Annotated in this window: 17 protein-coding genes; 3 read left to right on the top strand and 14 right to left on the bottom strand. The window is 73.0% G+C overall.

Going from position 1 to position 22,174, the window contains the following annotated elements:
* Positions 1-31: 31 nt before the first annotated feature.
* Entirely contained in the window at positions 32-865 is an 834-nt protein-coding gene (locus ACWENQ_RS11155) for a hypothetical protein (RefSeq protein WP_452413909.1), read from the bottom strand.
* A gap of 34 nt (positions 866-899) precedes the next feature.
* On the opposite strand from ACWENQ_RS11155, the gene ACWENQ_RS11150 reads away from it, so the two are divergent.
* Complete coding sequence (locus ACWENQ_RS11150) at positions 900-1,763, top strand: ROK family protein (RefSeq protein WP_452413907.1); 864 nt, start codon at positions 900-902, stop codon at positions 1,761-1,763.
* Between the two features lie 225 nt (positions 1,764-1,988).
* Here the strand turns inward: ACWENQ_RS11150 and ACWENQ_RS11145 are convergent, their stop codons facing one another.
* From ACWENQ_RS11145 to ACWENQ_RS11115, 7 genes are all read right to left on the bottom strand, one after another.
* A complete protein-coding gene (locus ACWENQ_RS11145) occupies positions 1,989-3,815 on the bottom strand; it encodes an acyclic terpene utilization AtuA family protein (protein WP_452413905.1) in 1,827 nt (608 codons plus the stop codon).
* Complete coding sequence (locus ACWENQ_RS11140) at positions 3,806-4,579, bottom strand: enoyl-CoA hydratase-related protein (protein WP_452413903.1); 774 nt, start codon at positions 4,577-4,579, stop codon at positions 3,806-3,808. The genes ACWENQ_RS11145 and ACWENQ_RS11140 overlap by 10 nt, the downstream gene beginning before the upstream one ends.
* The gene (locus tag ACWENQ_RS11135; RefSeq protein ID WP_452413902.1) at positions 4,576-6,609 is read right to left on the bottom strand and encodes an ATP-binding protein; all 2,034 of its coding nucleotides are present in this window, start codon (positions 6,607-6,609) and stop codon (positions 4,576-4,578) included. Before ACWENQ_RS11135 ends, ACWENQ_RS11140 begins: the two co-directional genes overlap by 4 nt.
* Positions 6,606-8,228, bottom strand: coding sequence for an acyl-CoA carboxylase subunit beta (locus ACWENQ_RS11130; RefSeq protein ID WP_452413900.1), 1,623 nt, complete (start codon positions 8,226-8,228; stop codon positions 6,606-6,608). The genes ACWENQ_RS11135 and ACWENQ_RS11130 overlap by 4 nt, the downstream gene beginning before the upstream one ends.
* The gene (locus ACWENQ_RS11125; RefSeq protein ID WP_452413898.1) at positions 8,192-9,019 is read right to left on the bottom strand and encodes a TetR family transcriptional regulator; all 828 of its coding nucleotides are present in this window, start codon (positions 9,017-9,019) and stop codon (positions 8,192-8,194) included. Before ACWENQ_RS11125 ends, ACWENQ_RS11130 begins: the two co-directional genes overlap by 37 nt.
* A gap of 111 nt (positions 9,020-9,130) precedes the next feature.
* Positions 9,131-11,266: a protein kinase domain-containing protein gene (locus tag ACWENQ_RS11120; RefSeq protein WP_452413896.1), complete on the bottom strand. Its 2,136-nt coding sequence runs from the start codon at positions 11,264-11,266 to the stop codon at positions 9,131-9,133.
* 183 nt (positions 11,267-11,449) lie between these two features.
* Complete coding sequence (locus ACWENQ_RS11115; RefSeq protein ID WP_354907289.1) at positions 11,450-12,805, bottom strand: FAD-binding oxidoreductase; 1,356 nt, start codon at positions 12,803-12,805, stop codon at positions 11,450-11,452.
* 57 nt (positions 12,806-12,862) lie between these two features.
* On the opposite strand from ACWENQ_RS11115, the gene ACWENQ_RS11110 reads away from it, so the two are divergent.
* Positions 12,863-13,444, top strand: coding sequence for a hypothetical protein (locus ACWENQ_RS11110; RefSeq protein ID WP_452413895.1), 582 nt, complete (start codon positions 12,863-12,865; stop codon positions 13,442-13,444).
* Positions 13,445-13,458: 14 nt separating this feature from the next.
* Here the strand turns inward: ACWENQ_RS11110 and ACWENQ_RS11105 are convergent, their stop codons facing one another.
* The 6 genes from ACWENQ_RS11105 to ACWENQ_RS11080 all read right to left on the bottom strand — a co-directional run bounded on the left by ACWENQ_RS11105 (position 13,459) and on the right by ACWENQ_RS11080 (position 20,157).
* A complete protein-coding gene (locus ACWENQ_RS11105; protein WP_452413893.1) occupies positions 13,459-14,718 on the bottom strand; it encodes an aminotransferase class I/II-fold pyridoxal phosphate-dependent enzyme in 1,260 nt (419 codons plus the stop codon).
* A gap of 71 nt (positions 14,719-14,789) precedes the next feature.
* Entirely contained in the window at positions 14,790-15,878 is a 1,089-nt protein-coding gene (locus tag ACWENQ_RS11100) for a methyltransferase (protein ID WP_452413891.1), read from the bottom strand.
* A gap of 169 nt (positions 15,879-16,047) precedes the next feature.
* Entirely contained in the window at positions 16,048-17,451 is a 1,404-nt protein-coding gene (locus ACWENQ_RS11095) for an MFS transporter (RefSeq protein ID WP_452413890.1), read from the bottom strand.
* Positions 17,452-17,535: 84 nt separating this feature from the next.
* A complete protein-coding gene (locus ACWENQ_RS11090) occupies positions 17,536-18,135 on the bottom strand; it encodes a TetR/AcrR family transcriptional regulator (RefSeq protein WP_452413889.1) in 600 nt (199 codons plus the stop codon).
* Between the two features lie 418 nt (positions 18,136-18,553).
* The gene (locus ACWENQ_RS11085; RefSeq protein WP_452413887.1) at positions 18,554-19,387 is read right to left on the bottom strand and encodes an SMP-30/gluconolactonase/LRE family protein; all 834 of its coding nucleotides are present in this window, start codon (positions 19,385-19,387) and stop codon (positions 18,554-18,556) included.
* Entirely contained in the window at positions 19,384-20,157 is a 774-nt protein-coding gene (locus tag ACWENQ_RS11080; protein WP_452413885.1) for an IclR family transcriptional regulator, read from the bottom strand. Before ACWENQ_RS11080 ends, ACWENQ_RS11085 begins: the two co-directional genes overlap by 4 nt.
* A 283-nt stretch (positions 20,158-20,440) precedes the next feature.
* On the opposite strand from ACWENQ_RS11080, the gene ctaD reads away from it, so the two are divergent.
* Positions 20,441-22,126 (top strand): aa3-type cytochrome oxidase subunit I, encoded by a 1,686-nt coding sequence (ctaD, locus tag ACWENQ_RS11075; protein ID WP_449927741.1) that lies wholly within the window; start codon positions 20,441-20,443, stop codon positions 22,124-22,126.
* Positions 22,127-22,174: the final 48 nt, after the last annotated feature.

The raw sequence follows: 22,174 nt of genomic DNA, 5'->3' as shown, positions 1-22,174 counted from the left end.
GGCGATCGGTGACAAATCGACGGTGCGCCCTTCATCGACCGGACGAACGCCGCCGGCCGTCGTGGTTGTTCCGCTCGTGTCGCCAGACGACGCGCCTCGCCCTGACCCATGCGGGCAGCCATGAGGGGCGCGCCGTCGGCCTGGCCGCCCCACCGGTCCCCGCGCCGACGGCCGCGCTACCCGCGGCGATGGCGGCGGCGTGGAAGGCGGGAAACCAGCCGACCGCCTGCAACAGCGCGAACGGCACGGCGGCCAGCAGCACGGCGATCGGGTACAGCGCCGCGGGACTGTCGTCCCCCCACTGTTTGACCACCAGCGAGGCCAGCACCAGCAGGGCGGCGGCCGGGGTCAGGAACAGCGCGCCGAACGACGCCGCGGCGTCCACCGCGGGCGGAAGCGAGACCGGATTGCCGCCCTGCCCCCCATCGCCCCGCGGCCAGTCGTAGGTGGCGAGGAAGGCCGACGCGCACCCGATGACCAGCACCGAGAGCCAGGTCAGCCACGGCCAGACCGGTCGACCGTCCGGGAAGAGGGCGGTGACCAGCAGCAGCGGCGCCATCACCTGGGGCAGCCAGATCCAGAAGTGCAGCCAGGTCTCCAGGCCGACGTCCTGGCCGGAGTCGAGGCGCACCCCCGGCAGGTCGCTCACCAGCCCGACCAGCCCCAGCAGGCCGCCGAACATGAAGATCATGCCGATGGTCCTGGTCTCCCGCCGCGCTCCGGTCCACGCCCCGGCCAGGAGCATGACCGCCGCGCGTGCGGCCTCCGTCCACCGCTCCTCGGTGAGGAGGCCGTGTCCGGCCTGGATGGCGCAGCACGCCACCACCGTCGCGATGCCGAACGCCGTCACGATCCAGAACCGCATATCGTTTTTATAGCAAATGAGTAACGATATGCGAATGAAGTGTGTTGTAGCAGTTGATGTCGGTGGGACGACGATGAAGGGCGGGCTCGTCCGCGACGGCACCGTCCTCCATGCCGAGAGCCGCCCGACACCGCGGGCCGACGGGCCCGAAGCGGTGATCGCCGCGATCTCCGCCTTCGTCTCCGACCTGGCCGCGCCGCGCGGCGGGCTGCGGCCCACCGCCGTGGGCCTGGCCGTCCCGGGCCTGGTCACGTCCACGCACGCGGTCTTCTCGGCCGCCTTCGGCTGGCGCGACGTGCCCGCCGCCGCCTTCACGGACGTGCCGCTGCCCGTCACGCTCGGCCATGACGTGCGCGCGGCCGGCGCGGCCGAGCTGGCCTACGGCGCCGCCCGCGACGAGCCGAACGTGCTGTTCCTGCCCATCGGAACCGGCATCGCGGGCGCGATGGCGCTCGACGGAGCCCTGTACGGCGGAGCGAGCGGATGGGCGGGGCAGATCGGTCACATCCCGGTCCATCCGGACGGGCTGCCGTGCGGCTGCGGGCAGCGTGGCTGCCTGGCCGCCTACGCTTCGGCAGCGGCGATCGCCGCCCGCTGCGGGGAGACCTCGGCCGCGGCGGTGCTCGCCCGCACCGACGCGGTGGCGCGCCAGGTGTGGCAGGAGGCCGTGGCGGCCCTCGCCCTGGCCCTGGCCACCTACACGCTGCTGCTGGACCCGGCGATCATCGTCATCGGGGGAGGGCTCGCGCAGGCGGGGGAGGCGCTGGTCGCCCCGCTGCGGGCGGGCCTCGCCGGCCGCCTGGCCTTCCGGCACCCGCCTCGCGTGGAGGTGTCGGCGCTCGGCCCGCGTGCCGGACTGCTCGGCGCCGCCCTCCTCGCCGCCCGGGCCACCACCTGACGCCACCGTCCAACGGGCCAGACGGCTCTCGCCGCGCCGGCCGGCACGCCCTGCGGACCGATGGGTCTGGGCTTGTCGGCTGGCGCGTCCTGCGGATCGATGGGTCTGGGCTTGTCGGCCGGCGCGTCCTGCGGATCGATGGGTCCGGCCCCGTCGGCCGGCGCGTCCGGTGGAGCCTCGCCGGCCGTTCAGCCGGGCGCTGGAGAACCAGGCGGTCAGGGGCCGCTAGCGGTGGGCGCGCAGGAAGCTGTCCGGGATCTCCACCACCTGGGCGCGCAGTTCCTCACCGAGCGCCTTGGCCTGCGGGTCGAGCCGGGTGCTCGCCGCGACACCCCGGCCCAGCAGCCCGTGGACGACGAAGTTCAGCGCGTTGAGGTTGGGCAGCTCGTACCGCTCGATCGGATGGTCCCGCAGCGCGGGCAGCAGGGCCCCGAGCCGCTCGACGGTCAGCGTCTCGGCCAGCCACCGGTACTCCTCGGGGGTGCGCACCCACACGCCGAGGTTCGCGTTGCCGCCCTTGTCTCCCGACCTGGCCCCGGCCACCCGCCCCAGCGGCGCGGCGACCGTCGGCCTCCCGTCCCCGTCCCACCACGACGGCCCCGCCTCGGCGCGGGCCCCGACGGCGGTTGGCTGGCCGGCCGGGGTGTCCCCGGTGAGCGGCCTGTCGGCCGGACTGCCCCCGGTGAGCGGCCTGTCGACCGGGGTGTGCGCGGTGAGTGGCGTGTCGGCCAGGGTGTGCGCGGTGAGCGGTCTGCCGGCCGGGGCGTCGACCGCGGGCGGCGGGCCGTCCCCCGGTGGGAGCTCGACCTCCTCACCGCCGACGAAGATCCTGGGACGCACCTCGGCCGCGGGGACGAGCGTCGGCCAGTACACGCCGTACGGCGTGGCGTCCCCCGGCGGCGCCAGGCCGTAGAAGCCCGGATAGCTGGCCAGGCCCGTCTCCACCACGGCTGAGGAAAAGGCCCGCCCCACCCGGCGGGGGTCACGGTCCATGACGGTGATCCGCAGCAGCGGCGGGTCGAAGGAGACGTCCACCGACTCGAACGACTCGCGCGGCACCCTGGCCCAGATCGCCTCCTGCGCCACCCGGACCTTGTCCTCCAGGTCGAGCCCCGTCAGCACGAGCGTCATCGTGTTGCGGTACCCGGCCAGATAGTTCACCGCCACCTTCAGCGTGCCGGGCGGCGGCTCGCCCTTCACCCCGGACACGCGCACCCGGTCGGGCCCCTCCTGCGCCAGCTGGACGGTGTCGAAGCGGGCCACCACGTCGGGCCCGAGGTAGCGCGGCGCGCCGATCTCGTACAGCAGTTGCGCGGTGACCGTGCCCACCGAGACCGTGCCGCCGGTGCCGGGATGCTTGGTGATCACCGACGAGCCGTCCTCGTGCAGCTCGACGAGGGGGAAGCCGCAGTGGGCCAGGTCGGGCACCTCGTGCAGGAAGGCGTAGTTGCCGCCCGTCGCCTGGCAGCCGCACTCGATGACGTGCCCGGCCACGACCGAACCGGCCAGGGCGTCGAGGTCGCCGGGCCGCCAGCCGTAGTGCCAGATGCCGGGACCGGTGACCAGCGCGGCGTCGGTGACCCTGCCGGTGACCACGACGTCGGCGCCGGCGGAAAGGGCGGCGGCGATGGGCCGGGCGCCGAGGTAGGCGTTGGCGGTCAGCACGGGCTCGGCGAGCTTCTCACCGGTGTCGAGGTTGACCAGGTCGAGGTCGTGCCCCGTGACGTCGTCGCCGGTGACGTAGGCGACCTTGGCGCCCAGCCCCAGGTTCTCGACCGCCGCGGCGCACCCCTCGGGATCGAGCCCTCCGGCGTTGGAGACGACCTTGATGCCGCGTTCGAGGCAGGTGCCGAGGACCTGCTCCATCTGTTTGACGAAGGTCGGCGCGTAGCCGGGGCGGCCCTTCGACCGGTTGCCCGCCAGGATCAGCATGGTCAGCTCCGCCAGCCAGTCGCCGGTGAGCACGTCGATCGGCCCGCCCTCGACCATCTCGCGGGCCGCCGACAGCCGGTCGCCGTAGAAGCCGCTGCAGTTGGCGATCCTCAGCACCACCTCGGCGGCCTCTTCTCCATGAAGGCGGCGATGCCCTCCTGGCCCTCCTCGGAGGTGAAGCGCTGGGCCGACAGCGCCGTCATCTGCCTGAGGCCCTCCTCGAAGGAGACCTGGGGCAGGTCGCGGACCAGGCGCTTGGTGATCGCCAGCGCCTCGGGGCCGCCCTTGACCAGCATCTCGGCGTAGTGGGCGACGGTGGCGTCGAGCTCCTCCATCGGCACCGCCCGGTTGATGAGGCCGATCTCCCTGGCCCGCGCCGCGTCGAACACCTCGCCCGTCATGAGGTACTCGGCCGCGGCCCTGGCCTCCAGGCGCCGCAGGACCGGCACCGAGATCATCGCGGGCACCACGCCGAGCCGTACCTCGGAGAAGGCGAACGACGCGGTCAGCGGGGCGACCGCGAAGTCGCAGGAGGCCACCAGGCCCAGGCCACCGGCGCGGGCGGTGCCGTTCATGCGGCAGATGACCGGCTTGGGGCTCTCCCAGATCAGCGTCATGATCTCCGGGAACGACGCGGTCACGGGCGCGTCGCTCACGCCGCGCGCGGGCTCGATGCGCTGCTCCTTCAGATCGGCGCCCGAGCAGAACACCGTGCCGGTGCCGGTCAGCACGATCACCCGCACCTCGGGCTCGGCCAGCGCCCAGTTCAGCCGGTCCTCGAGATCGCCCAGCAGCCGCACCGACAGCGCGTTGCGGTTGGGCGGAGAGTCGAGGGTGATGGTGGCGATGCCATCCTTCAGCTCCTTGTGGACCAGGCGCGTCATGCTTCCCCTTCCTCGATGACCGCCAGCACGGCGTCCGCCTCGACCTGCGAGCCCTTCTCCACCATGACGGCGGCGACGACCCCATCGGCGGGTGCGGCGATCTGATGCTCCATCTTCATCGCTTCGAGCGCCAGGACCACCTGCCCCTTGACGACGGCGTCGCCCTGCTCGACCTCGACGCGCAGCACGCTACCCGGCATGGGGGCCAGCAGGGAGCCGGGGACGTGGTGCTCGGCGGGTTCGGGCAGGCGGGGGAGCGGCGTGAGCCTGGTGTCGCCGACGTGGACGCGGCCGCCGTGGTGGGCGACGGCGAACGCGCGGCGCACGCCGTCCACCTCGACGACCACCTGGTGCGGCGTCACGCTGACGACGGTCACCTCCTCCGGCACCGGGTCGTAGCAGACCTCGATCTCCTCGAACCTGGCCACCTGCGGCTGCGACCTGACGTTGCGCCATCCGGACGGCAGGCCGCGCTGCACGGTGGCCGCGCTCCTGTTGCGGGCCGCCATGGCCAGCGCCGCCGCCAGCGCCTCAAGGGCGGTGGGCGCGGCGGGACCCGGGAAGTCGTGCTGGTCGAGGAAACCCGTGTGCGTCTCTCCCGCCACGAACGCCGGGTGCCGCACGATGTCCAGCAGCAGCGACCGGTTCGTGGCCAGGCCGTGGACGCGGGCCTTGCCCAGCGCGGCGGCCAGCTTCCTGATCGCCTCGGTACGGCTCCCGCCGTACCCGATGATCTTCGCCAGCATCGGGTCGTAGTGCGTGGAGACGACCGTGCCGGACTCGACGCCGGAGTCGACCCGGACCGGCCCCGGGATGTCGAACAGCTCGACCACCCCCGACTGGGGCAGGTGGGCGGCGTCCTCCGCGTACAGCCTGACCTCGACCGCGTGCCCGCGCGGCGCCGGCCTGGCGTCCGGCAGCCGCTCGCCCTCGGCGACGCGCAGTTGCAGCTCCACCAGGTCGACGCCGTAGACCAGCTCGGTCACCGGGTGTTCCACCTGCAGGCGGGTGTTCATCTCCAGGAAGGCGATCGTGTCGTCCTTGACGAGGAACTCCACCGTGCCCGCGCCGACGTAGCCGATCGTCGTGGCGGCCGCGACCGCCGCCGCCTCCAGCCGCTCGCGCAGCGCGGGGGTGACGGCGGGGGAGGGGCACTCCTCCACCACCTTCTGGTGGCGGCGCTGGATCGAGCACTCCCGCTCGCCCAGTGCCCACACCGTGCCGTGGACGTCGGCGAGCACCTGCACCTCGATGTGGCGGGCGCGCTCGAGCAGCGGCTCGACGAACACGGTGCCGTCGCCGAAGGCGGACTCCGCCTCCCGTTCCGCGGCCGCCAGGGCCGCCTCCAGCTCGCCGGGCACCCTGACGACGCGCATGCCGCGCCCGCCACCCCCGGCCGACGCCTTGACCAGCAGCGGGTAGCGCCAGCCCGCGCCCTCCTGCGCCCGGGCCGCGTCCTCCTGCGTCCCGGCTTCGCCCTCCTGTGCCCCGGCCGCGTCCTCCTGTGCCCCGGCTTCGCCCTCCTGCGCCCGGGCCGCGTCCTCCTGTGCCCCGGCTTCGTCCTCCTGTGCCCGGGCCGCGTCCTTCCGTGCCTGGGCCGTGCCGGGTGTCAGCGACGGCAGGACGGGCACGCCCGCCCCGGCCATCAGCCGCTTGGCCTCGATCTTGGAGCCCATCGCGGCGATCGCCTCCGGCGGCGGGCCCACCCAGGTCAGGCCCGCCGCGATCACGGCGCGGGCGAAGCCGGCGTTCTCCGACAGGAACCCGTAGCCGGGGTGCACCGCGTCGGCGCCCGCCCGCCGCGCCGCCGCGACGAGCGCGTCGGCGTCGAGGTAGGCCGACGGCCTGCCGAGCCGTACGGCCAGGTCGGCCTCCGCCACGTGCGGAGCGCCCTCGTCGGCGTCGGAGAAGACCGCGACCGTCTCGATGCCGAGCTCGCGGCAGGTGCGGAAGATCCTGCGGGCGATCTCGCTCCTGTTGGCCACCAGCAGCTTGGTGATGGCGGGCCGCCCGTTCGCGGGATGGGTCATGGCCGGAACACCCCGAATCCAGCCGCCTCGGGGACGGCCGCGCTGTTGATCGCCGACAGGCACAGCCCGAGGACCGTGCGGGTGTCGCGCGGGTCGATGACCCCGTCGTCGTAGAGCCGGCCGGACAGGAAGAACGGCAGCGACTCCTGCTCGATCTGCGCCTCCACCATGGCCCGCATCGCCGCGTCGGCCTCCTCGTCGTAGATCTGCCCGCGGGCCTGCGCCGCCTGCCTGCCGACGATCGACAGCACGCCGGCCAGCTGCGCGGGACCCATCACGGCCGACTTCGCGCTCGGCCAGGAGAACAGGAAGCGCGGCTCGTAGGCGCGCCCGCACATGCCGTAGTTGCCCGCCCCGTAGGAGGCGCCCATGACGACCGTCAGGTGCGGGACCGTCGAGTTCGACACCGCGTTGATCATCATCGCGCCGTGCTTGATGATGCCGCCCTGCTCGTAGTCCTTGCCGACCATGTAGCCGGTCGTGTTCTGCAGGAACAGCAGCGGCGTGCGCGTCTGGTTGGCCAGCTGGATGAACTGCGCGGCCTTCTGCGCCTCCTCGCTGAACAGCACGCCGCGCGCGTTGGCGAGGATGCCCACCGGGTAGCCGTGCAGCATCGCCCACCCGGTGACCAGGCTGGGCCCGTAGAGCGGCTTGAACTCCTCGAACTCGCTGCCGTCGACCACCCGCGCGATCACCTCGCGCGGGTCGAAGGGCACCTTGAGGTCCTCGGGGACGATCCCCCTCAGCTCCTCCTCCGGGTACGCCGGCTCCCGTACGGCCCGCGGACCGACGCCGAGCTTGCGCCACCGCAGCGACCTGACGATGCCCCTGCCGATGCGCAGCGCGTCGTGCTCGTCGGCGGCCAGGTGGTCGGCCAGGCCGCTGACGCGCGCGTGCATCTCGGCCCCGCCGAGCGACTCGTCGTCGGACTCCTCGCCGGTGGCCATCTTGACCAGCGGCGGGCCGCCCAGGAACACCTTCGCGCGCCCCTTGACCATCACCACGTAGTCGCTCATGCCGGGCACGTAGGCGCCGCCCGCCGTGGAGTTGCCGAAGACCAGCGCGATCGTCGGGACGCCCGCGGCCGACAGCCGCGTCAGGTCCCTGAAGATCTGCCCGCCGGGGATGAAGATCTCCTTCTGCGTCGGCAGGTCGGCGCCGCCCGACTCCACCAGGTTCACGTACGGCAGGCGGTTGCGCAGCGCGATGTCGGCCGCCCGCAGGGTCTTCCTGAGCGTCCACGGGTTGGACGCGCCGCCCCTGACGGTCGGGTCGTTGGCCGTGATCACGCATTCGACGCCCTCGATGACGCCGATGCCGGTCACCACGCTCGCGCCCACGGGGAAGTCGCTTCCCCAGGCGGCCAGCGGGGACAGTTCGAGGAAGGCGGAGTCGGGGTCGATGAGCAGCTCGACGCGTTCCCTCGCCAGGAGCTTGCCCCGTCCGCGGTGGCGCTCCACGTACTTCTCGCCGCCGCCCGCGACGGCCTTGGCGTGCTCGGCGTCCAGGTCGGCGAGCTTGGCGAGCATGGCGCGCCTGCGGGCCTGGTAGTCCGGATCGGTGGGATCCAGCCTGCTGATGATCACCTGTCCTCCTTTCCGCCGCTGCCGGACATGCATCCTCCGCCGCCGTCCGCCCGCCGGACGAACGGCGGCTCGGGCTCGGAAGCCGACGTCCCCTTCGATGGGGGGCCGGGCTCGTTCGATCGGGGGTCGGGCTCGGAAGCCGACGTCCGTGTCAGCGGCGGGTCGGGCTCGGAAGTCGATGTGCGTGTCAGCGGCGGGTCGGGCTCGGAAGTTGACGGCCGCGTCAGCCCGATCGCCCGGGCCCAGAGCCTGGTCAGGTGGTCGACGGCGGTGCGCTCGTCGGCGCGCTCGCCGAGGTCCAGCCACACGTGGGCGAAGTGCTCCACCATGCCGCCCAGCATGATGGCCGTCAGCCTGGGGTCGAGGTCGGGATCGGCCAGCCCCTGCTCCTGCAGGCGGCGCAGGCCCTCGGCGCCGCGCCGGACGAACACCTCCCGCAGCTCCAGCAGCAGCCCGCGGAAGCGGTCGTCGCCGGTCGCGATGTGCTCCAGCATCCTGAGCAGGCGCGAGTTGGCCGCCCATGCCCGCAGGTAGAGCTGGTTGGCGGCCTCGACGCGGGCGTAGGGGTCGTCGGGGGCGGCGGGCCCGACGACGCTGGCGGCGAACATCTCGCCGACCGCCGCGCCCGCGACCTCGCCGAACAGCGTCTCCTTCGAGTCGAAGTAGGTGTAGAAGGTGCCGTGGGAGACCCCGGCCCTGGCGCAGACGTCGTCGATGCGCACGGCGTCGTAGCCGTGCTGCTCGAACGCCTCGCGCCCCGCCTGCAGGAGCGCGGCCCTGGTCCGCCGCCCGCGCGCGGTCAGCGTCTCAGACTTGACGATCACGTCAACAATGTAGCAACGGGGTGATGCCCGTGGAAGCCCCCGGCAACGCCGAGGGCCCGGCGGACGCGGGTAGGCGTCCGCCGGGCCCTTCAGCGGGTCAGCGGGGGTGGCTCAGCCGCAGTGGCTCCAGCCGCTCTTCCACGACAGCGTGCCCCAGGAGCCTCCCCAGATCACGCACTTCTTGACCGCCGCCAGCCGCAGCGGCCCGGCGTAGGCGGTGTACGAACCGGGGTTGGCGCCGCTGGCGCCGCCCTGCACCTGGAGGACGGCGTTCATCGACACCTTGGCGGGCACCACGTACTTGGACATGGTGATCACGCAGTTCTTGCCCGCGCTGGTGTTGTACAGCAGGTAGACCGTGGCCTTCGTGCCCAGCGCGTGCGAGTTGATCACCTTGTAGCCCGCGCCGCAGACGCCGGTCGCCGTGTAGGGGTTCGGCTTCGGCGACGGGCTCGGCTTCGCCGTGGTCGTCGGCTTCACCGTGGGCTTCACGGTGGGCTTCACCGTGGGCCTGGCGGTCGGCTTGGTGCTGGGCTGGCCGTAGGCGACGCCGGTCGTCGGCTCCGTCAACCCCGTCGGGTCGGGGTCGGGGTCGACCAGCCCGGTGCTCTTGGTCGGCTTGGCCGTCGGCCTCTTCCTGGTCGGCTCCGCCGTCGGCCGCGGCTGCTGGCGCTGGGTGGGAGGCGCCGTGGCGTGCGGCACCGTGGTGTGCGGCACCGACACCGACGGCACGTCCCGCTCCTTCGGCCCGGACGCGGTCGCCTCGGGCCCGGGCGTGGCCTCCACCAGCTCGGGGATGACGTCGGTTTCGGTCGGCTGCGCGTCGGGCGGCAGCACGTCGGTGGGTGCCACGGTGGTGTCCTGCCCCGGCTGGTTCTGCGCCGGCTGGTTCGGGCCCGCCTGGTTTTTGGCCGCCGGGTCCTGGTCGGTCCCGCTGGCGGGGGAGTCCACCGCGACAAGCTCCGCCGGGACCGCCTTGCCGGCGTTCGCCCACACGACGGTGCCGCCCAGCAGGAGCGCGCCGGCGGCGGCGGCCGACAGCGCCACGGTCACGGTGCGGCGGCGGGCGCTCGGGCCGCCGGAGGGCGCCGTGTCGCCGGACGGCGGGCGCTGGCCGGGGACGGCGGTGCCGGGCGGGGGAGCGCCGGGCGCGAAGGGCTGCGGCGGCACGGCGGGGCCGCCAGGCGGCACCGGCGGGCCCCCGGGCGCGCCGGGCGGCGGCACGGGCTGGCCGCCGACAGGGGCGGGCCGGCCGTTGGCCGGGGCGGGCTGGCCGCCGACAGGGGCGGGCTGGCCACCGACGGGGGCGGCCTGGCCGCCGGCCGGTGCCGGGGGGTGCGCGGCGGGCTGTCCAGGTTGTCCGGATTGTCCGGGCTGGGGGAACGGCGGCGGCAGCGTGCTGCCGGTCTGGTGGACCCCGAGCGCCGTCTCGCCGGTCGTCTGGCCGGTGAGACGCGCGACCAGCTGCTCGGCCGTGGGCCGCAGCGAGGGGTCCTTGGACAGGCAGGCCGCCACGAGCCCGCCGAGCACCCCGTCCAGCCCGCTGATCTCCGGTTCCTCGTTCAGGATCCGGTTCATGACCACGGGGATGGAGTCGGAGCCGAAGGCGGGCTTGCCCGTCGCCGCGAACACCATCGTGACGCCCCAGGCGAACACGTCGGCCGCCTCCGAGACCGGCGCGCCGCTCAGCTGCTCGGGGGCGAGGTAGGCCGGCGTGCCCATGGCCATGCCCGTGGCCGTCGCGCCCGGGGAGTCCAGGGCGCGGGCGATGCCGAAGTCGATCACCACGGGGCCCTCCGGCCCCATGAGCACGTTCGCGGGCTTGAAGTCGCGGTGCAGGATGCCCGCGCGGTGGATGGCCGCCAGGGCGGTGGCCGTGCTGATGCCCAGCCGCTCCAGGGCCGCGCCCCTGCGCGGTCCCTCCTGGTCGACCAGCTGCCGCAGGGACGGCCCCGGCACGTAGTCCGTCACGATGTACGGCCGGCTGCCCTCCAGATCGGCGTGCAGCACGGGCGCGGTGCAGAACCGGGCCACCCGCTGCGCCACCGCAACCTCGCGCAGGAACCTCGTGCGCGCGTCGGCGTCGGCCACCAGCGCGTTGTGCAGGAGCTTGACCGCCACCTGCTCGCCTGCCGGGCCCTTGCCCAGGTAGACCACGCCTTGCCCGCCCTCGCCGAGCCGCGCGGTGATCTCGAACACACCCAGCCGACGCGGGTCGTCAGCCGCCAACGGCTGGAACTGAGTCACGTCGAACCCCCGTATTCCGTCATAGGTGGGGCAAAACGTTATCAGTGTGGTTCGTGGGTCGTCCCCCGGGTTTGACGATGTGTCCGGATTGCGATCGACTGGGTGCAGTCAGAGGCCGGCACGAACTCCGTACCGGCCTCCACCTCGCAGGTCACGCCCGCCCGGCGTCCGGCGCGACGACGCTCAGATCGCCTTGCCCGGGTTGAGGATGCCGAGCGGGTCGAAGACCTGCTTGATGCCCTTCTGCACCTCGGTCACGACCGGGCCGGCCTCCAGCCCGAGCCAGCGCCGCTTCAGCAGCCCGACGCCGTGCTCGCCGGTCAGCGTGCCGCCGAGCTCCAGCGCCGCCTTGAACACCTCGTCGGCCGCCGCCCACACGTTGGCGGGCGGCTCCAGCGTGCCGTGCTCGAAGATGAAGACGGGGTGCAGGTTGCCGTCGCCCGCGTGGGCCACCGTGCAGATCATCACGTCGTGGCGCGCGGCCGCCGCCTCCACCGCCGTGATCATGTCGGGCAGCTTCGACCGCGGCACGCACACGTCCTCCACCAGGCAGGCGCCGAGGCGCTCCTTGGCCTCGTAGGCCATGCGCCTGATCCCGATGAGGTCCTCGGTTTCCTCGGGCGAGGACGACACCGCCACGAACGAGGCGCCGTTCGCCTCGCACAGCTCCTGCATCACCGCCGCCATCGCCTGGCCGTCGGAGGCGTCCGACTGGCCGATCAGCATGGCCTGGGTGGCGTCCTCGAGGCCGATGTTGCGCCAGTCGTCGATCGCCTTCAGCGTGGCCCGGTCCAGCAGCTCCATCAGGGACGGCTGGCAGCCGGCCGCGATGATCGCCGAGACCGCCGCGGCGGCGTCGCGCAGCGAGCCGAACTCCGCGGCGATCGTCGCCGGCGGGGCGATCGGGGCACGGCGCAGCCGTACCGTCGCCGAGGTGATGACGCCGAGGGTGCCCTCCGAGCCGACGAACAGGCCGGTCAGGTCGTAGCCCGTGACGCCTTTGACGGTGCGGCGGCCGGTGTTGAGTATCCGGCCGTCGGCCAGCACCACCTCGAGCCCGAGCGCGGAGTCGCGGGTCACGCCGTACTTCACGCAGCGCAGCCCGCCCGCGTTGGTGGCCAGGTTGCCGCCGATGGTCGAGATCTCGTAGGAGGAGGGGTCGGGCGCGTACATCAGCCCGTGCTGCCTGGCCGCCCTGTCGAGGTCCGCGGTGATCACGCCGGGCTCGACGACGGCGATCTCGTCGGCGGGGTTCAGCTCGCGGATCGCGGTCATCCGGGCCAGCGACAGCACGATCGAGCCCTCGCTGGCGGTGGCCGCGCCCGCCAGGCCGGTGCCGGCGCCGCGCGGCACGACGGGCACCCGGTGCTCGGTGGCCCACCGCATGGTGGTCACGACGTCGTCGCGGCAGGTGGCCAGAACCACCCCGAGAGCCTTGCCAGGCTCGAGGAACGTGCGGTCGCGTGCATAGGAGTCGACCACGTCGGGGTCGGTCAGCACCCTTCCCTCGGGAAGGCTCTTCACAAGTGCCTCAATCACGTTGAGGACTTTACGGCCCGATTTGCGCCAGCCGTACGTCAGGGCCAGACTGCCCGGATGGATCTGTCCTGTCCGGAGTGCGGCTCTGCCGACAGGGTGACGTCGGTGCCGGGGGCCGTGGCCGAGGGCACGAGCTTCCACCTCGGGCGCGCCAGCATGCCCAAGGAACGCGCCGTCGTCGACCTTCCCGCCGCCTCGCTCATCGGCACCAGGAAGCACCCCATGACCAGGACACAGCTGGCGGTGTGGCTGTCCTTCCCTGCCAGGCACGAGGTGCCCCGCGCCCGCCACCAGGGTTACGTCATGCTCGGCTTCGCCGCGCTGGCGCACGTGGTGCTCGCGCTGACCCTGGCCATGACCGAGAAGACGAACCTGCTGGTGGACCTGCTGGGGCCGTTCTGCGTGACGGGCGTCTTCTGGTGGTTCGGGCTGATGTTCGTCCTCGGCGCGCACGGCGCGCGCAAACGCGACCAGGCCGAGGCGCCAGCCCGCGAGCAGGCGCTCCTGGTGTGGCAGGAGCTCTACTACTGCTCGCGGGACAACGTCGCCTTCGAGCCGGGGGTCGGCGTCGCCTTCCACCCGAGCGAGACCCGTGAGTACATCTTCGGCTTCAGGTACGGCAAGCGTCCCCGCACCTGAAGCCGAAGCGGCCGTCAGCCGCGCGCCAGCAGCTTCTCGGTCGCGACCAGCCGGACGCACACGGTCAGGCCGGTGATCGCCTCCTCCAGCTCCGCCAGGTCGGGGTAGGTGGGGGCGATGCGGATCGTGCGATCGGCCGGGTCGTCGCCGTAGGGATGCGTCGCCCCGGCAGGGGTGAGCGCGATGCCCGCCGCCTTCGCCTTGGCGACGACCTCGCGGGCGCAGCCCTCGGGCACGTCCAGGCTGATGAAGTAGCCGCCCGTGGGCGCCGACCAGGTGGCCAGGTCCGTGCCGCCCAGCTCCTTGGTGAGGATCCTGTCGACGGTCTCGAACTTCGGCCAGACCAGCTCGGCGTGCCTGCGCATGTGCGCGGCCAGGCCCTCGGCGTCGCGCAGGAACTCCACGTGGCGCAGCTGGTTCATCTTGTCCGGGCCGATGCTCTGCTTCGACAGGTTGCCGAGGTACCAGGCGACGTTGGCCGGCGAGGAGCCGAAGAAGGCCACGCCGCTGCCGGCCAGGCTCACCTTGGAGGTCGAGCCGTAGACGAAGGCGCGGTCGGGGTTGCCGTGCTCCTCGCACAGGGCCAGCAGGTCGGCCAGCTCGGCGGGCGTGTCGGTGAGGTGGTGCACCGCGTAGGCGTTGTCCCAGAAGATGCGGAAGTCGGGCGCGGCGGCCGGCATCGCGGCCAGGCGGCGCACGGTCTCGTCGCTGTAGGTGATGCCCGAGGGGTTGCTGTACTTGGGCACGCACCAGATGCCCTTGACCCGCCGGTCGTCGGCGACCAGCCGCTCGACGGCGTCCATGTCGGGGCCCTCGCCGGTCAGCGGCACCTGGACCATCCTGATGCCAAAGCGCTCGCACAGCGCGAAGTGCCGGTCGTAGCCCGGCACCGGGCACAGGAAGACGATCTCCTCCTCGTCCGCCCACCGGCGCGTCGCCCCCGGCAGCACGCTGAGCATCGAGAAGACGATCGTGTCGTGCATCATCGCCAGGCTGGAGTTGCCGCCCGCGAGCAGCTGCGCGGCGGGCACCTGCAGCGCAGCGGCGAACAGCTCGCGCACCTCGGCCAGGCCCTGCAGGTTGCCGTAGTTGCGGCAGTCGCTGCCGTCGGCCGCCAGGTGCGTCGAGGGCAGACCGGTCATCCCGTCGGCCAGGTCGAGCTGGCGCGGTGAGGGCTTGCCCCTGGTCAGGTCGAGCTTCAGGCCCCGCCGCACGAGGGCGTCGTAGTCGCTGGCGGCCTGCTCGCGCTGCGCGGTCAGCTCGTCGAGGGTCACGGGATGTTCCTTCCTAGGCTGGGACAACGAACAATAGTGGGTGTCGAAACGATAACGACGCACCAGCCCGGTCACCGGGTCAGCCGCCACAGCGAGGTCACCTCGGCGGCGCGCGCCGCGTGCAGCGGGTCGGCGGCGTCGGCGGCGCGCCGGTGGCGCGGCCGGGCCTCCAGTCGTCCCGCCACCCGCAGGCCCGCGCCGTCGAACGCGGCCAGCAACTCCCGCCTGGTGCGCAGGCCCAGGTGCTCGGCCAGGTCGGACAGGATCAGCCAGCCCTCCCCGCCCGGCGACAGGTGCCCGGCCAGGCCGCTGAGGAAGCCGTCGAGCATCCGCCCGTCCCCGTCGTAGACGGCGTGGTCGAGCGCGGTGCGCGGCGTGGCGGGCAGCCACGGCGGGTTGCAGACCACCAGCGGGACCCTGCCCTCGGGGAACAGCGAGCGCCTGCCGACCTCGACCCTGTCACCGAGGCCGAGGCGGTCCAGGTTGTCGCGGGCGCAGGCCACCGCCCGCTCGTCGACGTCGGTGGCCACCACCCGCCGGACGCCGCGCACGGCCAGCACGGCGGCCAGCACGCCGGTGCCGGTGCCGACGTCGAACGCGGCCGTCCGCGAGGGCAGCGGCGCGCGGGCCACCAGGTCCACGTACTCGCCGCGGACAGGGGAGAAGACGCCGTAGTGCGGGTGGATCCGGGCGCCGAGCGCGGGCACCGGCACGCCCTTCACGCGCCACTCGTGCGCGCCGATCACGCCGAGCAGCTCGGTGAGGGGCACCAGCACGGGGCCCGCGGGGCTGCCGTAGGCCTCCGCGCACGCCTGCCGTACGTCGGGGGCCCGGCGCAGGGGGACCGACAGGTCGGCGGCCAGCGGCACCAGCAGCCTGGCCAGCACGCGGGCCCTGGCGGCGCGCGCCCGCCGGTACTCGTGGAAACCGGCGGGCGCCGTGCGGCCCGTGTCGGCGCGGCGGGCCAGGGCCCGCAGCAACTGCCTGGCGTTGTGGTAGTCGCCCCGCCACACCAGCCCGGTGCCCTCACGGGCCAGGCGGTAGGCGGTGCGGGCGTTCATCGTGTCGTCGGCGGGCACCAGGACGGCGGGCGGCGGCTCGGGCGAGCGCCATCCCGCCGCCTGGAGGCGGCCGTCCTCGGTCCAGTGGACGTCGAGCATCGCGTGCTCCTCTTGATCGATGGGAGATGTCGATGAAGAGCACTTCGACGCGGAGGGGACGGGTCAGCGGGTCACGGACCTCCGCGAGGAAGCGCGAGCCGCGGCGTCACCGAGAACACTGCCCAGCACGGCGAACGACATGATCAACCTCCTTGGGGTCCGTCTCATGCTAGCCGTGCCCGTGCCCGTGACCGTGCCCGTGGTTCGGTCCGGCGGCCACGTCGTGTCGCACATGCCCGTGCCCGTGGCCGACGAGCGCGGCGGGCCGGCCCGCGGGCACCAGGGCGATCGCCGCGGCGGCCGCGACGGCCGCCGCGCCCGCGCACCAGGCCAGCGCCGAGGGGAAGCCGCCCACCGCGAGGCTGGAGACCAGGGCGACCCCGATCGAGCCGCCCAGCTCGTGGAAGGTGTTGATCACCCCCGAGGCCACGCCCGCCTCGCCGGGCGGGACGTTGGCCATGGTCGTCGCCGTCGCGGTGACGAAGGCGGGGCCGATTCCGAAGGCGGCGATCACGAATCCCGGCAGCAGCGTGGTGAGGACGCCCGCCTCGGGCGAGACGCGGGTCATGAGGGCCGCGCCCGCCGCGGTGAGCACGAAGGCGCCCACCGCGACCGGACGGCCGCCCACCCTGCCGACCAGCCGTCCGCCCAGGTGCGCGCCGAGCGTGATCGCGATCGCCACCGGCAGGAACAGCAGGCCCGTCTCCAGCGCGCCGTACCCCAGCTCCCGCTGCAGGTAGAGCGAGCTGAGGAAGAACAGCCCGAGCATCAGGCCCGTCGCCGTCAGCATGACGAACGTGCCCGACAGCACCGGGCGCCTGGCCAGCGTCGCCGCGCGCATGAGCGGCGCCGCGGACACCCGCTCCACCCACACGAACGCCGCGTAGAGGGCGGCGGAGGCGGCCAGCCACAGCCCCGCCGTCCCCCATCCGGCCTCGCCCGCGGCGACCAGCCCGTAGATGAGCAGCGCCGTCGCGGCGGTGACCAGCAGCGCGCCGGGCACGTCCAGCCGTCGCCCGGCCGGGCGGGCGGGCGCGGACGCCGGCAGCACGGCGGGCAGGGCGGCCAGGACGGCCAAACCGACGGGCACGTTCACGAAGAACGCCCAGGCCCACCCGGGACCGGCGGTCAGCAGGCCGCCGAGCAGCACGCCTACGGCGGCGCCCGTGCCGCCGATGGCGGCCCACACCGCCAGCGCCCTGGTACGGCGCTCGCCGTGGAAGGCGGTGGTGATGACGGCCAGCGCGGCGGGCGACAGCAGCGCCGCGCCGACCCCCTGCAGCGCGCGCCCGGCGATCAGCGGGCCGCCGCCGGGCGCCAAACCGCACAGCAGCGAGGCCAGCGTGAAGACGGCGAGCCCGGTCATGAGCGTCCGCCGGGCGCCGAAGGTGTCGGCGAGCCGGCCGCCGAGGACCATCAGCCCGCCGAAGCACAGGGTGTACGTCGTGACGACCCAGGTCAGCGCCTCGCGGCCGAGCTCCAGGTCGGCCCCGATGGACGGCAGCGCCACCTGCACGACGGTGATGTCGATGATCAGCATGAACTGGGCCAGGCAGAGCAGGACCAGCAGCATGGGGGAACCCCTCTTCGCTAACTCGTACAGTAGTGTTCGAGTTATGAGGCAAGCATACAGAGGGCGGGTATGTCCAGCGGGATGTCAGGCGGCTAGCACCGAGCGGAGCGTCCTGGTCAGCACATCCGCCGCGACCTCACGCGGCAGGCGGCCCGCCTCGATCTCGCCCGCCGCGTTGTGCAGCAGCCCGAAGAACGTCGTGACCAGCCATGACAGTGGCAGGTCGGTGCGGAAGGCGCCCTCGTCCATGCCGCGCTCGATCAGCCGCTCCACCCGGGCGAGCGGCCTGCCGTGGCGCTCGCGGATGCGCTCGGCCGGCAGCGCCCTGTCGGCGGCCACGAACAGGCGGCGGTGCCGGTCGAGGATCTCCCACGAGGAGCCGATCAGCCTGTCCATCGCCTGAGCGGCGGGCAGGGCGTCGAGTTCGAGGCCGGACAGCGCCGCCTCGGCGTTGTCGACGGCCTCCTGCAGGACGGCGTCGACCAGCGACTCCCTGGAGGGGAAATGACCGTAGAGCGTGACCCTGCCGACGCCCGCCTCCTTGGCGATCTCCGCCACGCTGACGTTCGGGTCGGCGCTCAGCAGCCGCGCGGCCGTGGCCAGGATCGCCGCGATGTTGCGCTCGGCGTCGGCCCTGCGCGGCGAGCCCGCCTTTCCCGGTGTCTTCCCCGTCGTCGTCCCCATGGTCAAACTGTAGGACCCGGCGTACGCCGCGCCCCACGGTCGTCGCGTTCGCGACCGTGATGGAAATGACCGCCATGGAGACGACCGCCATGGAGACGACCGCTGGGGCGGGGCAACCTCGGGGCGGGGCGCCGCCGATCGCTGTTCGGCTGATGCCCTGGCCGGCGGCATGAGCGCCGGCGAGGCCGTCAGGTGATGTCCCCGGGCGCCCGCCACGAGGCTTGACGAGACCGGCGCGGACGGGGCGCCGGCCGAGGTCGCCGCGTTCATGGCCAGGCGCCGGAAGGAGGCGCGGTCAGTGGAGGGGCGCAGGGAACAGACGCGTTCGTCGACCAGGCGCCCGGAAGGAGGCGCGTTCATCGACGAGGCGCCCGGGAGGCGGCGCGGTCGGTGGCCGGGCGCCCGGGAGGAGGCGCGGTCAGTGGGTGGCGAAGTCCGTCCGGCCCCGCCAGGGGGTGGTGGGCAGGCCGGTGATGCCGGCGTCGGCCGCGAACAGTCCCCCGCCCGCGGTCGTGACGACCAGGGTGGTGCCGACGAAGGCCGCGCTGGAGGTCTTCGGCGCGCCGACCTTCACCGCGCCGAGCAGCCGCCCGCCGGGTGAGTACCGGCGGACCTCGCCGACGCCCCAGACCGCGATCCACAGGTTGCCCTCGACGTCGACCGCCATGCCGTCGGGCAGCCCGTCGTTCACCTCGAAGGCCACCGCGCGCGGGCCGACGCGGCCCGACTCCACGTCGTACGGCTGCGCCCACACCACGCCCGGGATGCTGTCCACGTGGTACATCGTCCGCCCGTCGGGCGACCAGCCCAGGCCGTTGGAGATGGTCAGGCCGTCGGCCGGCACGCTCACCGTGCCGTCGAGCTCCAGCCGGTAGAGCCGTTCCTGGCCCTGCCGGTCGTCCTTGGCGAGGCTGCCGGCGAGGAAGCGTCCCGCCGGATCGCACCGGCCGTCGTTGAGCCGGCTGGCCACCCCTTCCGGCAGCACCCTCGGCCCCATCGTGATCCGCTCGCCGATCGTGGCGAAGCCGTCCCGGGCCGCGACCAGCAGGGAGCCGTCGGCGGCCGGCGTGACCGCGCCCACGGTGCCCGGCAGGGTGTGCGTCCTGGCCACCCGCAGGTCGCCGGCCGTGAAAGCGCCCTCCAGGACCCTGCCGGTCGGGATGTCGACCCAGAGCAGCCGCTCGGCCACGGGGTCCCACAGCGGCCCCTCGGCCAGCTCGTAGGTCTCGGTGGACAGCCGGTCGGCGATCATCGCAGCTCCTTCACGATGGCGTGGATGTCGGGCAGCGCCTCCACCAGGGAGGTCAGCGGGGTGCGGTAGGCCAGCGCGCTGACGCTGACCGCTCCGCTCGGCGTGGTCGCGGAGGTCAGGAAGGCGGGGACGGCCACGCAGGTGACGCCCTCCTCGTTCTCCTGGTCGTCGAGCGCGTGGCCGCGCTCGCGCACCGCCGCCAGCTCCGCGCACAGTTCGGCGAGGCCGGTCCTGGTGCGTGTGGTGCGGCGCTCCAGCGGGGCCGCGCGCGCCCAGGCCGCCACCGCGGCGTCGTCGGGCAGCGCCCAGGCCAGCAGCAGCTTGCCGACGCCGGTGCTGTGGGCCGGGTTGCGGCCGCCGACGGTGGAGGTGAGCCGCACCGGGCCGGACGGCGGATCCACCTTGGCCCGGTAGACGACCTCGCGTCCGTCGAGCACCGCGTAGTGCGCGGTCTCGCCGAAGCGGGCCGCCAGCCGCTCCAGCGCCGGCCTGATCCTGACGTGGTCGGGCCGCGCCTCGTGGTGGGTGAAGGCGAGCCTCAGGAACTCGTCGCCCAGCAGGTAGCGGCCCCGGCCGTCCTGGACGGCGAGCCCCGCGCGGCGCAGCGCGGCCAGCGCCCGGTGCGCGGTGGACTTGGGGCTGCCGACCGCCCTGGCCATCTCCTCCAGCCCGACACCCTCGGGCCGCTCGGCCAGCAGCCGGAGCACCGCCAGCACCCGGTCGGCGCCGACGAGGCGGTCTTCACCTGGCGGCGTTCCAGGGTCGATCATGTTCCGAAGATTAGACCAGTGTTCCGATTGGTGGAAGACGGCCGCCGAGACGGTCATCAGGCCCAGGTCCGCCGCCGGAGTCGCACAGAGGGAGTCGCACAGAGAGTGTGTCGTCACGCATCCCCCGTGACCGCCGGGGTAGTGAGGAAGCCCAGGTCAGCACGACCACGAGAAAAACGAGCAGATGGCTTCCGGTACGGCGGGCATTGGCGTCAAATGGAGTGATCGGGGCAACACTCCGCGTGGAGGGGGAGCAACCGTGACGACAGTTCGCGAGACCTCGATGCAGCAGGTCAGACGACGCCACACGGGCACCGTCATCGCCGCGTGGCTCTCGACGACCGACCACAAGGTCATCGGGTACCTCTACCTGATCACCTCGTTCGTCTTCTTCCTCGTCGCCGGCGTCATGGCCATGATCATCCGGGCCGAGCTGGCCCAGCCGGGCCTGGAGTTCGTCACCCAGCAGGTGTACAACCAGCTGTTCACCATGCACGGCACGATCATGCTGCTGCTGTTCGCCACGCCGCTGTTCGCCGGGTTCGCCAACGTCATCATGCCGCTGCAGATCGGCGCGCCCGACGTGGCCTTCCCGCGGCTGAACGCCGTGGCGTACTGGCTGTTCCTGTTCGGCGGCATCATCGTGCTGGCCGGCTTCGCCACTCCCGGCGGCGCGGCCGACTTCGGCTGGTTCGCCTACGCCCCGCTGTCCACCGCGACGTTCTCGCCGAGCCCCGGCGGCGACCTGTGGATCATGGGCCTGGCGATGTCCGGGCTCGGCACGATCCTCGGCTCGGTCAACTTCATCACCACCATCATCGGCATGCGAGCGCCCGGCATGACGATGTTCAGGATGCCGCTGTTCACCTGGAACACGCTGCTGACCAGCATGCTCGTGCTGATGGCCTTCCCGGTGCTGGCCGCCGCGCTGCTCGTGCTGGAGTCCGACCGCAAGCTCGGCACCCACGTCTTCGCCCCCGAGAGCGGTGGCGCGATGCTGTGGCAGCACCTGTTCTGGTTCTTCGGCCACCCGGAGGTCTACATCATCGCGCTGCCGTTCTTCGGCATCGTCACCGAGGTCATCCCGGTCTTCAGCCGCAAGCCCATCTTCGGCTACATCGGCCTGGTGGGGGCCACCATCGCCATCGCGGGCCTGTCGATGACCGTGTGGGCGCACCACATGTTCGCGACGGGCCAGGTCCTGCTGCCGTTCTTCTCGTTCATGACGTTCCTCATCGCCGTGCCCACGGGGGTGAAGTTCTTCAACTGGGTCGGCACGATGTGGCGCGGCCATCTGAGCTTCGAGACCCCCATGCTGTTCGCGATCGGCTTCCTCGTCACCTTCCTGCTCGGCGGGCTGACCGGCGTCATCCTCGCCTCCCCGCCGCTGGACTTCCAGATCAGCGACAGCTACTTCGTCGTCGCCCACTTCCACTACGTGGTCTTCGGCACCGTGGTGTTCGCCATGTTCTCCGGCTTCTACTTCTGGTGGCCGAAGATGACCGGGCGGATGCTCGACGACCGGCTCGGCAAGGTGCACTTCTGGTCGCTGTTCATCGGCTTCCACACCACCTTCCTCGTCCAGCACTGGCTGGGCATGGTCGGCTTCCCCCGCCGCTACGCCGACTACAGCCCCACCGACGGCTTCACCACCCTGAACCTCATCTCGTCGGTGGGCGCCTTCCTGCTCGGGGCCTCCACGTTGCCGTTCCTCTACAACGTCTGGAAGACCTGGCGCACCGCGCCCAAGATCACCATCGACGACCCGTGGGGCTACGGCGGCTCACTGGAATGGGCCACCTCCTGCCCGCCGCCCCGGCACAACTTCGTGAGCATCCCGCAGATCCGCTCCGAACGGCCCGCCTTCGACCTGCACTACCCGCGCGTGGCCGCGCAGTCTCGCCAGGTCGACGAGGTCCGGGCGGCCGAGCTGGGCGCCGAGGAACGCGGGCCCGGCGGCCCACCATGACGTGGCGGGCCGTACCAGATCGGGGCTGGCCCGATCCCCGGCCCGGTG

The sequence above is a fragment of the Nonomuraea sp. NPDC004354 genome, from assembly GCF_053602555.1.
The sequence above is the reverse complement of the archived record's forward strand: the minus strand, read 5'-3'. Positions and strand labels throughout refer to the sequence as shown.

What these genes read in the sequence shown, in the direction of transcription:
- ACWENQ_RS11150 (WP_452413907.1), top strand. Translation starts at nt 900, where the DNA reads ATGAAGTGTGTTGTAGCAGTTGATGTCGGTGGGACGACGATGAAGGGC.
- ACWENQ_RS11085 (WP_452413887.1), bottom strand. Translation starts at nt 19,387, where the DNA reads ATGATCGCCGACCGGCTGTCCACCGAGACCTACGAGCTGGCCGAGGGG.
- ACWENQ_RS11140 (WP_452413903.1), bottom strand. Translation starts at nt 4,579, where the DNA reads ATGACGCGCCTGGTCCACAAGGAGCTGAAGGATGGCATCGCCACCATC.
- ACWENQ_RS11080 (WP_452413885.1), bottom strand. Translation starts at nt 20,157, where the DNA reads ATGATCGACCCTGGAACGCCGCCAGGTGAAGACCGCCTCGTCGGCGCC.
- ACWENQ_RS11135 (WP_452413902.1), bottom strand. Translation starts at nt 6,609, where the DNA reads ATGACCCATCCCGCGAACGGGCGGCCCGCCATCACCAAGCTGCTGGTG.
- ACWENQ_RS11095 (WP_452413890.1), bottom strand. Translation starts at nt 17,451, where the DNA reads ATGCTGCTGGTCCTGCTCTGCCTGGCCCAGTTCATGCTGATCATCGAC.
- ACWENQ_RS11100 (WP_452413891.1), bottom strand. Translation starts at nt 15,878, where the DNA reads ATGCTCGACGTCCACTGGACCGAGGACGGCCGCCTCCAGGCGGCGGGA.
- ACWENQ_RS11130 (WP_452413900.1), bottom strand. Translation starts at nt 8,228, where the DNA reads ATGCATGTCCGGCAGCGGCGGAAAGGAGGACAGGTGATCATCAGCAGG.
- ACWENQ_RS11090 (WP_452413889.1), bottom strand. Translation starts at nt 18,135, where the DNA reads ATGGGGACGACGACGGGGAAGACACCGGGAAAGGCGGGCTCGCCGCGC.
- ctaD (WP_449927741.1), top strand. Translation starts at nt 20,441, where the DNA reads ATGCAGCAGGTCAGACGACGCCACACGGGCACCGTCATCGCCGCGTGG.
- ACWENQ_RS11110 (WP_452413895.1), top strand. Translation starts at nt 12,863, where the DNA reads ATGGATCTGTCCTGTCCGGAGTGCGGCTCTGCCGACAGGGTGACGTCG.
- ACWENQ_RS11155 (WP_452413909.1), bottom strand. Translation starts at nt 865, where the DNA reads ATGCGGTTCTGGATCGTGACGGCGTTCGGCATCGCGACGGTGGTGGCG.